The sequence below is a fragment of the Luteococcus sp. H91 genome (assembly GCF_038433135.1).
GTDB lineage: Bacteria > Actinomycetota > Actinomycetes > Propionibacteriales > Propionibacteriaceae > Luteococcus.
Window position 1 is genome coordinate 138,492 of record NZ_JBCDMV010000014.1, and the last position, 12,813, is coordinate 151,304.

Below are 12,813 nucleotides of genomic sequence, written 5' to 3' on the forward strand. Positions count from 1 at the left end.
CCCCTCATGAACCAGACCGTCGGCTTCATCGGCCTCGGGAACATGGGCGGCTTCATGGCCGCCAACCTCGTCAAGGCCGGCTTCACGGTGCAGGGTTTCGACCCGGTGCCCGAGGCCCGCGAGCGCGCCGCGCAGAATGGCGTCGTGAACTGCGCCTCACAGGCCGAGGCCGTCACGGGCGCGCAGTTCGTGGTCACCAGCCTGCCCAATGGCAAGATCCTCAAGGGCGCCTACGGCGGCCCCGACGGCCTGCTGGCCAATGCCCCGGCCGACACCCTGTTCATCGACTGCTCCACCGTCGACGTGGTGGATGCCCGCGAGGCCCGGGAGATGGCGCTGGCCGCCGGTCACCGCGCCATCGAGTCCCCGATGTCCGGTGGCACGACGGGCGCCGAGGCCGGCACCCTGACCTTCATGGTGGGCGCGGAGCCCGAGGATCTGGAATCCGCCCGCCCCGTCCTGGAGGCGATGGGCAAGAAGGTGGTGCTGTGCGGCGGTTCTGGCGCCGGTCAGGCCGTCAAGCTGTGCAACAACATGGTGCTCGCCATCAACATGATCGCCGTCAGCGAGGCCTTCGTCCTGGCCGAGTCCCTGGGCGTGGAGCACCAGGCCTTCTTCGACGTCGCCTCCAACGCCACCGCCTCCTGCTGGGCCCTGAACACCAACTGCCCGGTGCCCGGCCCGGTGCCCAACAGCCCCGCCAACCGGGGCTACGCCCCCGGTTTCATGACCGCGCTGATGACCAAGGATCTGGGTCTGGCGGCCTCCGCGATCGAGCTGACGGGCACGGATGCCAAGATGGGTTCGCTGGCCATTGACGTCTACCGTCACTTCAACGAGGGTGATGGTGCCACCAAGGACTTCTCGGCCATCATCAACGAGATTCGCGCCAACACGACGAAGGAAGCCTGAATGAGCAGCTACGAGAACATCCTGGTCGAGGTCCGGGGCCGGGTGGCCATCATCACCCTGAACCGGCCGAAGGCGCTGAACGCGCTCAATGACCAGACGATGCGCGAGGTGGCGGCCGCCACTGCGGAGCTGGATGCCAATCCGGAGATCGGCTGCTTCGTGCTGACCGGTTCCGAGAAGGCCTTTGCCGCCGGTGCCGACATCAAGGAGATGTCAGAGAAGTCGGCCACCCAGATGTTCACCCTGGACTGGTTTGCCGGTTGGGACCAGTTCACCAGCCGTCGCACCCCGGTGATCGCCGCGGTGAACGGCTACGCCCTGGGCGGCGGCTGCGAGCTGGCGATGATGTGTGACTTCATCCTGGCCGGGGACAAGGCCAAGTTCGGCCAGCCCGAGATCAACCTGGGGGTGCTGCCGGGCATGGGTGGCTCCCAGCGGCTGACCCGTGCGGTGGGCAAGGCCAAGGCGATGGAGATGTGCCTGACCGGCCGGATGATGGACGCCGAGGAGGCCGAGCGTTCGGGTCTGGTGGCCCGGATCGTGCCCGCCGCCGAGCTGCTGGACGAGGCCATCAAGACCGCCGAGCTGATCGCCTCCAAGTCGAAGGTGGCCGCCACCATGGTCAAGGAGGTGGTCAATGCCGCCTACGAGACCACCCTGCAGCAGGGCGTGATGTACGAGCGTCGGGTCTTCCACTCGGTCTTCGCCTCCGCCGACCAGAAGGAAGGGATGGCCGCCTTCGTCGAGAAGCGCGAGCCGAACTTCACCCACGAGTGATCCCTGAAGACAGGTGAGGGCCTCGACAGGCTCGGCCATCGTGGCCGGGTCCGTCGAGGCCCTCGTGTCCAGTTCCCGAGCCTGTCGAGAGGTGAGGATCGGGTGGCTACGTGATCGACGCCTGGTAGATGCCGTCGATGGAGTCGGCCAGCATCGCGTCGAATTCCTCGTCGGACTGCTGCGCGTCCAACCCCTCTGTCAGGGCCCTGCTGAACGAGGCGATCAGGCCGTGGTTGCGGGCCAGCCGCTCGTTGGCCTCCTGCCGGCTGTAGCCACCGGAGAGCGCCACCACGCGCAGCACATTCGGGTGCGCGATCACGTCGGCGTAGAGGTCATCCTGACTGGGGATGGTGAGCTTCAGCATCACCGGGCATTCCTTGGGAAGTGCGTCCAGGTGGCTGAGCAGCTCGGTCTTGAGGATGTCCTCCGCCTCGGCCTTGTCCGGGGCCTTGATGTCCACCTCGGGCTCGATGATCGGGATAAGGCCCTTGTGGCCGATCCGTCCGCCGATCTCGAACTGCTGGTCGACATTGGCCTTGATACCGATGGGATTGGCCGACGCGATGAAGGAGCGCATCTTGGTGCCGAAGATCCCCTTCGCCACGGCGCGTTCCAGCAGCGCGTCCAGCTCGGGTATCGGCTTCATCAGCTTCACCCCGTCGGACTCGTCGGCGAGCCCCTTGTCAACCTTGAGGATGGGAACGATTCCCTTGCTCTCCCACAGGTAGGTGGCGGTGTCGACGCCCTCCACCTGACGGTCCATGGTCATCTCGAACAGGATCGCGGCAAGAATCTTCTCCGAGGTGAAGGACGGCGAGGTGATGATCCGGGTGCGCATCTGGTGCACCAGGTCAAACATCTCCTCTTCGGAGCCGTACTGCTCCTCGGCGATGCCGTAGAGCTTCAGGGCCTTGGGGGTCGAGCCACCGCTCTGGTCGAGTGCGGCGACGAATCCCTGGCCGGTGGACATGCGTTGTGCCTGGTCGGTATTCATGACTGCCTCCTTGGCACGAGGCTAGTCCGGGTGCACCCTTTTTGGTAGGGCTGGTGCCAGCCGAGGTGGAGGGTCAGTCGGTCAGGTCGCCCGCCGCCCGCCGGTAGGTATTGCACAGCCCGGTCAGCTGGTCGCGTTCGGCCTCGTCCAGGCCAAGATCGGTGAAGACCTGGTTGAGCACCGCCGCGGCGCTGTGCACCAGCGCGATGCCCTGGTCGGTGATCCCCACCAGCAGCCCCCGGCCGTCGTCGGGATTGGGATGGCGCTCCACCAGGCCATCGTTGACCAGCCGGTCGACGGTATTGGTGACCGAAGCGGGGTGCACCTGCAGCCGGGCGCTGACCTTGCTCATCGGCAGCGCGCGCGAGCTGGAGAACATCAGCAGGGCGAGCAGCTCGAAGCGGGAAAAGGTGATCCCGAAGGGCTTCAGCTCGTGCTCGATCCGCGACATCATGAGCTGGTGCACCCGCACCAGGGAGACGACAGCGGCCATACCCGGGGCCGCATGCTCCCAGCCGTGGGCCACCCATTGCCGCTGTGCCTCGGCGATCGGGTCGCTCGGGCGCTGCTTGGTCTGCGGACTCAACTCAAACTCCTGTTCCCCGGCCGCACGGGCCGGTGGGGTGACGCAGGCTCCCCGCCCCGTCCGTCAGGAACGAAGCGGGGAGCCGGGCATTGCTCGTGGTGCGCTCAGCCGCGCAGCGACGGGAAGTCCGTGTCCGCGAACTCCTGGCCGGCGCTGGTGGCACCACCGTCCGCGGCGTGGATCTCGTCCTCGCGCTTGCGCAGCTCGACCCGACGGATCTTGCCCGAAACGGTCTTGGGCAGGTCGTGGAATTCGAGGCGGCGAATGCGCTTGTAGGGAGCAAGTGTCTCACGGCAGTGCTTGAGGATCGCCTCGGCGGTCTCCGCATTCGGCTCGTAGCCGGCGGCCAGGATGATGTAGGCCTTCGGCACGGCCAGCCGGATCGGGTCGGGCGACGGGACGACGGCCACCTCGGCCACCGCCGGGTGCTCGATCACGGCGGACTCCAGCTCGAAGGGGGACAGCCGGTAGTCGCTGGCCTTGAACAGGTCGTCGCCGCGGCCGACGTAGGTGATGTAACCATCCTCGTCGCGCTCCGCGATGTCACCCGTGTGGTAGAAACCGTCGCGGAAGGCCTCGGCGGTCTTGTCGGCATCGCCGTAGTAGCCGGGGGTGAGGCCGACGGGCCGCGGATCCAGGCGCAGGCAGATCTCGCCGAGGTCGCCGATCTCGTCGGTGGCCGGGTCGATCAGCACGACGTCCATGCCGGGCAGCGGCCGGCCCATCGAACCGGGCTTGACCTCCTGCTCGGGGGAGTTGCCGATCTGCACGGTGGTCTCGGTCTGGCCGAAGCCGTCGCGGATCCGGGTGCCCCAGGCGGTCTCCACCTGCGAGATGACCTCCGGGTTCAGCGGCTCGCCGGCGGCGATCAGCTTCTTGGGCGGGTTGGGCATCTGCGAGAGGTCGGCCTGGATCAGCATCCGCCACACGGTGGGCGGCGCGCAGAAGCTGGTCACGCCCTCCTTCGACATCTGCTGCATCAGCTTGGCAGCGTCGAAGCGGGAGTAGTTGTACAGGAAGACGGTGGCGCCGGCGATCCACGGGGCGAAGAAGTTGCTCCAGGCGTGCTTGGCCCAGCCGGGGGCGGCGACGTTCAGGTGCACGTCGCCCGGCTCCAGACCGATCCAGTACATGGTGGAGAGGTGCCCGACCGGGTAGGAGGTGTGGGTGTGCTCCACCAGCTTGGCCTTCGACGTGGTGCCGGAGGTGAAGTAGAGCAGCAGGGTCTCGTCGGCCATGGTGGGGGCCTCGACGACGAAGTCGGCCGGGGCGCTGAAGGAGTCGGAGAAGTCCAGCGTGGGGTGGGTCTGCTGGGCGGCCTCGGCCTCGCCCACCTGGATGATGGTCAGCTCGCCGGGCACGTCACCGAACTTGGCGGCATCCTCCGGGTTCACGATCACCCAGGAGATCTCGGCGCGCTCGGTGCGGTCGGCCAGGTCGGCCGGGCCGAGCATGATGGTGGTCGGGGCGATCACGGCACCGAGCTTGATGCAGGCCAGCATGCTCTCCCACAGTTCCACCTGGTTGTGCAGCATGATCATCACCCGGTCGCCGCGCTTGACGCCCACGCTGCGCATCCACATGGCCAGCTGGCTGCTGCGCTGCGACAGCTCGGCGAAGGTGCGGCGGGTCTCGGGGCCATCGGCCTCGACGATGATCAGGGCCTCGCGGTCCTTGGACTCCTCGGCGGTGGCCAGGTGGTCGAACCAGTCGAGGGCGAAGTTGAACTGCTCGAAGCGGGGCCATTCGAAGCTGGCCTTGGCCGCGTCGTAGTCGGTTCGCACGCTGAGCAGGTGGTCGCGGGCGGTGAGGAACTTCTCGGTATTCGTGGTGGTCATGATGCTCCTGTCCGGTCGGGAGTGCGTGGCTGCGCTGCCACTGTGCGAAGGCCACGGTGCGGCCGCCAGTCGCTGTGAGGCTGCCTCTGCCTGTGGCGCTGTGTCTGGCTGTGAGGCGGTCTCTGACGTCGAGGCGGCTGCTGTGAGCTTTCTCACAATCACTCTACTTTGATTTCAAATCAAATGTCGAGCATCTCGGAGAAAAAATCTCAGTCCTTGGCCTCGCCGGTGCGGGCGCCCAGGCCGAACAGGATCACCTTGCCCAGCTCGGTGTAGGCCTGTGACGGGTGGGTGCCCTGCAGTCGGCCCTGCTGGATCTGTTCCATCGAGACCTCGATCAGTTCGGCAATGAAGTCCAGCGGGACCTCGCGGAAGCTCCCTTCGCGTACTCCCTGCTCGATCAGTGCGCGGATCTTCTGGGTGGCGTGGTGGGTGTTGGTGTCGTAGATCCCGCGGGTGGCCGGATGGCTGGCGACGTCTCGCATGAAGGTGGCCGACGCCGGTTCCAGGGCGGCGCCCATCGCCTCGAAATAGGCCTGGAGGGCGCGTTCCGGGGAGCGGTAATGGGTGAGCGCCAGGTCGGTTCGGCGGGCCACCTCTCGGAAGAAGCTGATCAGCACCCGGCGCAGCACGTCGTCCGCGGTGCGGCCCAGGCTGTACATCGTCGACTTCGAGCAGTGGAATCGGGTGGCCGCGGAATCCATCGTGAAGTGGGCGAAGCCCTCGGCCAGGAAGGTGGTCAGCAGTGCGTCGAAGAGTTCGCGCTGTCGGGGGGTGGCGAGGGTCGGGCCGGCGTCGTCGCCGGGGTTGGCGGCCGCGGGCGGGGTGGTGGGCATGGCTGGTCCTCCTGGGGGGGCAAGAAAAGTCTGGACGAGGGCTTCCCATCATCCCACTTTGGCAGTACGGTATTGGCATAGATCGTACAGTGTGAGCAATCTCACAGCTGAGGTCACGGCCCGATCCGCAGTTTCCCGTGGGGTGCGATGGCGCTCCTTACGACGAGAGGAAAGTTCCATGTCAGCAGTTGTTGAGGGTACCGATTCCCGCACCGCACACCTGAGCGGGATTGCCTTCCCGCAGGCCGACCTGCTCCAGGTGGCCGACATGCTCGAGCCCGGCGAGCGCGCGCGACTCCAGGAACTGCACGACTTCCTGCAGACCGAGATCCGCCCCGTGGTCGGGGAGTACTGGGATCGGGAGGAGTTCCCCTTCGACCTGCTCCCCAAGCTGGCCGCCCACGGTCTGGGGGAGTTGGAGTTCTCCGGCGCCAGTCGGCTCTTCAAGGGCCTGGCCTATGCCGAGGTGACCCGGGCCGACGTCTCGCTCTCCGCCCTGGTCGGCATCCACAACGAGCTGGTGCTGGACCTGCTCAACCAGCTCGGTTCCGAGGAGCAGAAGCAGACCTGGCTGCCCGGGCTGCGCAGGTTCGAGAAGGTCGGTTGCTTCGCGCTGACCGAGCCGGATCACGGCTCCGACATCGCCGGCGGGCTGGCCACCACCGCCACCCGCAATGACGACGGCTGGGTGATCAACGGCCAGAAGCGCTGGATCGGCGGCGGCACCTTCTGCGACTTCGCCATCGTCTTCGCCCGCGACACCGCCGACAATGTGGTCAAGGGCTTCATCGTCGAGTCCGACCGCGAGGGCTTCCAGGCCACCAAGATCAAGAACAAGCTCGGCCTGCGGATCATGCAGAACGCCGACATGACCTTCGAGCAGGTGCAGATCCCGGCCGAGAACCTGATCCCCGGCTGCGACTCCTTTGCCGCCACCAATGAGATGCTGCGCAACTCCCGCGCCTGGGTGGGTTGGCAGGGTGCCGGCGTGCAGTTGGCCATCTTCGACCGCGCCCGGGAGTATGTCGTCACCCGGGAGCAGTTCGGCAAGAAACTGGCCCGCTTCCAGCTGGTGCAGGAGGCGCTGGCCCGGATCGTCGGCAATGCCAGCTGCTCCCTGGCGATGATGGCCCAGATCGCCCGGCTGCAGACCGACGGCGGTTTCGACATGCCGCACGCTGCCATGGCCAAGGCCACCACCACCCGGCTTGCCCGGGAATCGGCCGCCGCCGGCCGCAATCTGCTGGGTGGCAACGGCATCCTCACCGAGAACGAGGTCTCCAAGCTGCTGGCCGACGTGGAGATCCTCTACACCTACGAGGGCACCTACGAGATCAACTCCCTGATCGTCGGCCGCGCCATCACCGGCGTCTCCGCCTTCGTCTGAGCCGCCGACCACCACACAGAAGGAAGATGATCATGGACTTCACCTCTCCCGCCTCCGCCGTCGTCACCGGCGGCGCCTCCGGCCTGGGCGCGGCCACCGCCGCCGCCCTGGCCGCCCAGGGCCTGAAGGTCTTCGCGATCGACCTGCCCGCCGGCATCGACAAACTGCGCGAGGCCAAGGCCGAGACCGAGGGCGTCGAATACCTCGGCGTCGACGTCACCGACCCGGCCGCCGTGCAGCAGGCGATCGCCACCGCACAGGCCGCGGCCCCGCTCCGGGTGGCGGTCAACTGCGCCGGCATCTGCCCGTCGGCCCGGATCGTCGGCCGCAAGGGCCCGCACGATCCCGCTCTGTTCGCCAGCACCATCAAGGTCAACCTGATCGGCACCTTCCACGTGATGACCTATGCCGCCGAGGCGATGGCCGGCAATGAGCCCGTCGACGAGGACGGCCAGCGCGGCGTGGTGGTCAACACCGCGTCGGTGGCGGCCTTCGAGGGGCAGGTCGGTCAGGCCGCCTATGCCGCATCGAAGGGTGGCGTCTACGCGCTGACCATCACCGCGGCGCGCGACCTGGCCGGCGTCGGCATCCGGGTGAACAGCATCGCGCCCGGTGTGGTCTGGACCCCGATGATGGAGGGGATCAACGAGGACTTCCGCACCGAGCTGCAGAGCCGGGTGCCCTTCCCGCAGCGTTTCGCCAAGCCGGAGGAGTTCGCCCAGCTGGTCTGCCAGATGGTGGACAACGACTACCTCAACGGTGAGACGATCCGGCTCGACGGCGCCCTGCGGATGCCCCCGCGGTAGTACCTGCCCACTCACACCCCTCGACAGGCTCGGGGATCGTGGTTGCGGCAGGCGCAGACCAGGACTAGTGGTAGGGCTGGAGATCCCAGTAGGGGAAGACGGCCCGGGAGGTGGCATTGATCGCGGGGCAGGGGATGTCGGGGTAGAAGGCGTCCAGCCGGAAGTCCTGCAGGGCCGCGGCCGCACCCTCGTCGCCCATGGTGGCCGAGGTCTGGTCTCGACGCACCCGTTCCGCCCAGTCACGCGGGGTGGGTTGGGTGGGGTCGATCGTCTGGTTGCCGACGGCGGCCACCAGGTGTGCCCAGGCCCGGGCTGCCGAGTCCCGCTGGTAGCCGCCGCCGCCCAGCGCCACCCAGCATCCGTGGGCGAAGCGATCCGCCCAGCCGGCCGCGGCGCGCTGGCTCAGCGCCATGGCGTCCATGGAGATGTCCAGGTGGGTGAGCGGATCGGCGCGGTGTGGGTCTGCGCCGTGCTGGGTGATCAGGATCTGGGGTTTGAAGGCCCGCAGCAGGGGCGAGACGATGGCATTCAGCGCCCGTAGCCAGTCCAGATCCCCGGTGTGGGTGGGCAGCGCCACGTTGACCGCAGTGGCCAGGGCATCGGGCCCGCCGATCTCGTGCGCGAAGCCGGTGCCGGGGAACAGGTGCTGGCCGGTCTCGTGCACGGAGATGGTGAGCACCCGCGGATCATCCCAGAAGACCTTCTCCACCCCATCGCCGTGGTGGGCATCCAGATCCACATAGGCCACCCGGGTGGCGCCATTGGCCAGCAGCCAGGCGATCGCCGCATTGGCGTCGTTGTACAGACAGAAGCCGTGGGCCTGGCCGGGCATGGCGTGGTGCAGGCCACCACTGACATTCACCGCGCGCCGGGTTTTGCCGTCCCAGACCAGCTGGGCGGCGGTCACGGAGGCGGCGGCGATCCGGGAGGCGACGTGCGGCAGGCCCGGCACCACCGGATTGTCCTCGATCCCGATGCAGTACTCCGGGTGCGGCAGGCCGTCGTTCAGGGCCGCGATGTAGCTCTCCTCGTGCACCGGGCGGAGCAGGTCGTCGTCGGCCGGGATCGGCTCCACCACGTCGAAGCCGTCCAGCAGGCCCAGCTCGTCGGCCAACTCCACCGCGAGCCGTACCCGGTCCGGCCCCATCGGGTGTTCCGGGCCAAAACTGAACCGCTCCAGTTCCTCGCAGTGCACAAGCACCGGCCGGCTTTCCGGCGGGGCGACGGGGATGCTCATGTCGCCCTCCGGGCCAGCGGATCACGCTCGGGGGGCAGCGGCACGATCCGCATCCGGGCCCCGACGATGGCGGTCTGGTCCCGCCCGGCCAGCACCGGGGTGAGTTCGATCTCCGCCAGCGCCACCTGGTCATCCTTCAGCCGGGCCAGCCGCATCAGGGTGTCCTCGATGCTGTCCAGCCGGGCCGGGGGAGCGCCCCGGTAGCCCTGCAGCAGGTCGGCGGCGCGCAGCGAGGCGATCATGTCGCGGGCATCGGTGCGGCGCAGCGGCGGGACGCCCCAGGCCAGGTCGTCCAACAGGTCGGTGGGCACCCCGGCGACGCCGACGCACAGCATCGGCCCGAGCACCTCGTCCTCGATCGCGCGCAGCGCCAGCGGGGTGCCCTGCTGGGTGGTGGCCTGCACCACGGGCGCCAGCACCGTCGGGTCCCCGTCGCAGAGCCCCAGATCGTTGGCGGTACGGCCCAGCGCATCCCAGGCGCGACGCATCGCATCGGCGTCGGTGAGATGGAAGTGGATGGTGGGCAGGTCGGTGCGGCCACGGACCACCGGCGCTGTGGCCTTGAGCACCACATCCCAGCCGAGCCGTTCGGCTGCCTCGATGGCCGCCTGGGGGCTGTGCACCGCCTGCCAGGGCACCAGGTCGATCCCGTAGGCGGCCAGGATCGCGGAGCACTCGCCGTCGCTGGCCCACCGGCCCTCGGGTGCCTCCAGCAGGATGTTGGCGATGATCGAGCGGGCCACCTGGGCCTGTCCTTGGTAGACCTCGTCGTCCGGCTGCGGGCGCTTGCTGGCCCGCCGCTCCTCATTGTCGACGATCAGCGCCAACGCCTGCAGGGCGTCGGCATAGGCGGTGAAGCAGGGCAGCCCGCCCGCTTCGTCGGCCTGCGTCGTGGGCTGCGGCAGTTCCCGGAACCCGACGAAGACCCCCACCACGGTGGTCTCGCCGCTGGAGGCGGCCAGTTCCGCGAGGCCGTCGCGGACCTGCTCCAGCACCGGATCCACCACCTCCACCACGGCGGCGACCACGGCATCCACCTCGGGGTCCGCCACCGCCTCGGCGGCGGCGCGTTCCAGCGCGCCGGTGGAGGGGTGCTCGTGGATGGTGACCGCCTCGCCCGGTTCCAGTCCGAAACGCACCGCGGCCTGGCGCATCTGGTTGGCCAGCCCCGACGAATTGCTGAATACCCGCACCCGCCGGCCACGCGGGACGGCCTGCCGGGCCAGGATCTGTGCGACGTCGTACATCGTGTCGCGCCGGCTGACCACGATCGCACCGGACTGCTCGATCACCTGGTCCAGCGCACTGGCCGGCGCCGACGGCAGGCCCGGGACGTCCGAGTGGGCGGAGAGCAGCGCCCGCGACGGGGTGAAGACCACCACGTGCTTGGCCAGCGCCAGTCGGCGCAGCACCCGGAAGAACTTGCGGGGGTTGCCCACCGAATCCAACGACAGCAGGCAGACCCGGGTGCGCTCGTCGTCCGACCAGTACTGCATCACGTCATTGCCGGTGACATCGGCGAAGGCACCGGTGGCGATGAAGGAGCTCAGCCCGATCCCCAGCTCGAGGGCGCGCGAGAGCACGATGGTGGCCACGCCAGCGCTCTGGGTGAACAGCCCGACGCAGCCCTCCCGTGGCGCCGATGCCGGGGAGGCGTTCATCCGCAGCTCCGGATCGCTGTTGACCAGGCCCAGCGCCGACGGCCCCAGCGCTCGCAGCCCGTGGGTGCGCGCCCAGGAGACGAGCTGGCGGGCGGGTTGCTGGTCGAGCCGGGTGGACTGGTCGCTGGCCAGCACCAGGATGCCGCGGGCGTGCTTCTGGGAGGCCTGCTCGATCAATTCCTCCAGCTCGCTGGTGGCGGCCCGCACCACCACCAGGTCCACATCGCCGTCGATCTGTGCCAGGGCGCGGGCCTGGGCCTCGGCGGAGCCGTCCGATCCGGTGGCGACCACCAGCTCGCCGCGGTAGCCGCCCTGCACCAGATTGGCGGCAATGTCCTTGACCCGCATCACCTCGCCGACCACCGCCACCCGTCGGGGTTGCAGCAGGCCGCGGATGGCATTGCTCTCGGCCTTGTGCTCGCGCTGCTCCATCACGGCTCGGGAACGTTCGGTGGCGGCCAGCGGGAAATCCACCAGCAGGCAGCCGTCGGCCATCTCCGGTCGCACCACATAACCGGCGTGGGTGAAGACCTGCAGCATCTTGCGGTTCTGGGTGAGCATCTCGGCGGTGAACCGCTCCACCCGGCACTCCCGGCCGATCTCGGCCAGGTGCTCCAGCAGGATGTTGGCGGCGCCGCGGCCCTGCTGGTCGTCCTGCACCAGGAAGGCGACATTGGCCACCCGGGCCGGCAGCAGCTGCTCCAGCACCTCGTAGTTGGCGAAGGCGACGATCTGCTCGTCGACGGCCAGCAGCAGCGCCACCCGGTCGGGGTCGCAGTGGGTGTAGTCGTGCAGCTCCTTCTCGGTCAGCTGTGGGTGGGCCGCGAAGAAGCGCAGGTACTTGGACTGCTCCGAGACCCGGGCGTAGAAGTCGATCAACGCCTGCCGGTCGTCCGGCGTGAGGGGGCGCAGCTGGGCGATTCCGCCGTCGGCCAGCACGACGTCGGCCTCCCAGCGGGTCGGGTCGATGACGGGCTCCGGTGACCTGGTCATGGGCACAGGCTAGGGGGCCATGGGCGCCTTGTCACCGGGCCGTCCCGGGGTGTGGGCCGGTGGGAAGGAGCCCGATTTGTGCGCGTCGTCGGATTCCTCTATTGTTCTGCGAGTCGCCTTCCGCGGCCCACGGGTCGAGAAAGACGAAGTCGGGATTGGATTTGAAGTGAGTTCGCTCATCAGGTAGATTCGGTCGTCGGCAAGCCCCTATAGCTCAGTCGGTAGAGCGTCTCCATGGTAAGGAGAAGGTCAGCAGTTCGATTCTGCTTGGGGGCTCTGATTGTTCACGGACGGCCGTTCACCCAGCGGCTCGGGAGACCGAACAGGTCCGCGAGCAACTTGGCGGGGTAGCTCAGGGGTAGAGCAAGCGGCTCATAATCGCTGTGTCGCGGGTTCGATTCCCGCCTCCGCTACCAAGACAGACCACACCTGCCAGCCGGCAGGACGCGCCAAGCACACGAAGGAACAACCATGGCCAAGAAGGGCGGGGACATTCGTCCCAAGATCACGCTTGCCTGCACCGAGTGCAAGGAGCGTAACTACATCACCAAGAAGAACCGTCGGAACAACCCCGACCGGCTGGAACTCAAGAAGTTCTGCCCCAAGTGCACCTCGCACACCGCTCACCGCGAGACCCGCTGAGCGTCAAGGCTTCACACACTGGCCGACACCCACTCGGGTGGCGGCCAGTGTGTTGTTGTCGGCACCGGCACCGCCGACGTGAGGGGTGGACAGCAGGGGGATTGGGCCCGGGGAAAACCCCCCCCCTTTTTCCGACCTTCTCCC

General features: G+C 68.1%; 11 protein-coding genes and 2 tRNA genes. 7 read left to right on the top strand and 6 right to left on the bottom strand.

The window, feature by feature from the left end:
• The first annotated feature begins 6 nt into the window (after positions 1-6).
• Both mmsB and AAEX57_RS08780 read left to right on the top strand, forming a co-directional pair.
• Entirely contained in the window at positions 7-912 is a 906-nt protein-coding gene (gene mmsB / locus AAEX57_RS08775) for a 3-hydroxyisobutyrate dehydrogenase (protein ID WP_342091959.1), read from the top strand.
• Positions 913-1,689 (top strand): enoyl-CoA hydratase, encoded by a 777-nt coding sequence (locus tag AAEX57_RS08780; RefSeq protein ID WP_342091960.1) that lies wholly within the window; start codon positions 913-915, stop codon positions 1,687-1,689.
• A 106-nt stretch (positions 1,690-1,795) separates the two neighbouring features.
• Here the strand turns inward: AAEX57_RS08780 and AAEX57_RS08785 are convergent, their stop codons facing one another.
• The 4 genes from AAEX57_RS08785 to AAEX57_RS08800 form a co-directional block, all read right to left on the bottom strand.
• Positions 1,796-2,683 (bottom strand): fructose bisphosphate aldolase, encoded by an 888-nt coding sequence (locus AAEX57_RS08785; RefSeq protein WP_342091961.1) that lies wholly within the window; start codon positions 2,681-2,683, stop codon positions 1,796-1,798.
• A gap of 73 nt (positions 2,684-2,756) precedes the next feature.
• Entirely contained in the window at positions 2,757-3,269 is a 513-nt protein-coding gene (locus tag AAEX57_RS08790; protein ID WP_342091962.1) for a MarR family winged helix-turn-helix transcriptional regulator, read from the bottom strand.
• A gap of 104 nt (positions 3,270-3,373) precedes the next feature.
• Positions 3,374-5,107 (bottom strand): AMP-binding protein, encoded by a 1,734-nt coding sequence (locus AAEX57_RS08795; RefSeq protein ID WP_342091963.1) that lies wholly within the window; start codon positions 5,105-5,107, stop codon positions 3,374-3,376.
• Between the two features lie 209 nt (positions 5,108-5,316).
• On the bottom strand, positions 5,317-5,943 hold the full coding sequence (locus tag AAEX57_RS08800) for a TetR/AcrR family transcriptional regulator (protein WP_342091964.1): 627 nt from the start codon (positions 5,941-5,943) through the stop codon (positions 5,317-5,319).
• A gap of 178 nt (positions 5,944-6,121) precedes the next feature.
• Between AAEX57_RS08800 and AAEX57_RS08805 the strand changes: the two genes are divergently transcribed.
• Both AAEX57_RS08805 and AAEX57_RS08810 read left to right on the top strand, forming a co-directional pair.
• Positions 6,122-7,330 (top strand): acyl-CoA dehydrogenase family protein, encoded by a 1,209-nt coding sequence (locus AAEX57_RS08805; RefSeq protein ID WP_342091965.1) that lies wholly within the window; start codon positions 6,122-6,124, stop codon positions 7,328-7,330.
• Between the two features lie 32 nt (positions 7,331-7,362).
• The gene (locus tag AAEX57_RS08810) at positions 7,363-8,136 is read left to right on the top strand and encodes an SDR family oxidoreductase (RefSeq protein WP_342091966.1); all 774 of its coding nucleotides are present in this window, start codon (positions 7,363-7,365) and stop codon (positions 8,134-8,136) included.
• A gap of 64 nt (positions 8,137-8,200) precedes the next feature.
• Here AAEX57_RS08810 and AAEX57_RS08815 read toward each other — a convergent pair whose 3' ends face one another.
• Both AAEX57_RS08815 and AAEX57_RS08820 read right to left on the bottom strand, forming a co-directional pair.
• Positions 8,201-9,373, bottom strand: coding sequence for an acetoin utilization protein AcuC (locus AAEX57_RS08815; protein WP_342091967.1), 1,173 nt, complete (start codon positions 9,371-9,373; stop codon positions 8,201-8,203).
• Positions 9,370-12,027, bottom strand: coding sequence for a GNAT family N-acetyltransferase (locus AAEX57_RS08820; RefSeq protein ID WP_342091968.1), 2,658 nt, complete (start codon positions 12,025-12,027; stop codon positions 9,370-9,372). Before AAEX57_RS08820 ends, AAEX57_RS08815 begins: the two co-directional genes overlap by 4 nt.
• Positions 12,028-12,230: 203 nt before the next feature.
• Here AAEX57_RS08820 and AAEX57_RS08825 point away from each other — a divergent pair.
• From AAEX57_RS08825 to rpmG, 3 genes are all read left to right on the top strand, one after another.
• Positions 12,231-12,303: transfer RNA gene (locus AAEX57_RS08825), tRNA-Thr, on the top strand.
• Between the two features lie 65 nt (positions 12,304-12,368).
• A tRNA-Met gene (locus tag AAEX57_RS08830) sits at positions 12,369-12,443 on the top strand.
• A gap of 55 nt (positions 12,444-12,498) precedes the next feature.
• A complete protein-coding gene (gene rpmG, locus AAEX57_RS08835) occupies positions 12,499-12,669 on the top strand; it encodes a 50S ribosomal protein L33 (protein ID WP_342091969.1) in 171 nt (56 codons plus the stop codon).
• Positions 12,670-12,813: the final 144 nt, after the last annotated feature.

Bases quoted from the DNA above. Each gene is read 5' to 3' on its own strand.
- mmsB (WP_342091959.1), top strand. From the start codon at position 7: ATGAACCAGACCGTCGGCTTCATCGGCCTCGGGAACATGGGCGGCTTC.
- AAEX57_RS08780 (WP_342091960.1), top strand. From the start codon at position 913: ATGAGCAGCTACGAGAACATCCTGGTCGAGGTCCGGGGCCGGGTGGCC.
- AAEX57_RS08785 (WP_342091961.1), bottom strand. From the start codon at position 2,683: ATGAATACCGACCAGGCACAACGCATGTCCACCGGCCAGGGATTCGTC.
- AAEX57_RS08795 (WP_342091963.1), bottom strand. From the start codon at position 5,107: ATGACCACCACGAATACCGAGAAGTTCCTCACCGCCCGCGACCACCTG.
- AAEX57_RS08800 (WP_342091964.1), bottom strand. From the start codon at position 5,943: ATGCCCACCACCCCGCCCGCGGCCGCCAACCCCGGCGACGACGCCGGC.
- AAEX57_RS08805 (WP_342091965.1), top strand. From the start codon at position 6,122: ATGTCAGCAGTTGTTGAGGGTACCGATTCCCGCACCGCACACCTGAGC.
- AAEX57_RS08810 (WP_342091966.1), top strand. From the start codon at position 7,363: ATGGACTTCACCTCTCCCGCCTCCGCCGTCGTCACCGGCGGCGCCTCC.
- AAEX57_RS08815 (WP_342091967.1), bottom strand. From the start codon at position 9,373: ATGAGCATCCCCGTCGCCCCGCCGGAAAGCCGGCCGGTGCTTGTGCAC.
- AAEX57_RS08820 (WP_342091968.1), bottom strand. From the start codon at position 12,027: ATGACCAGGTCACCGGAGCCCGTCATCGACCCGACCCGCTGGGAGGCC.
- rpmG (WP_342091969.1), top strand. From the start codon at position 12,499: ATGGCCAAGAAGGGCGGGGACATTCGTCCCAAGATCACGCTTGCCTGC.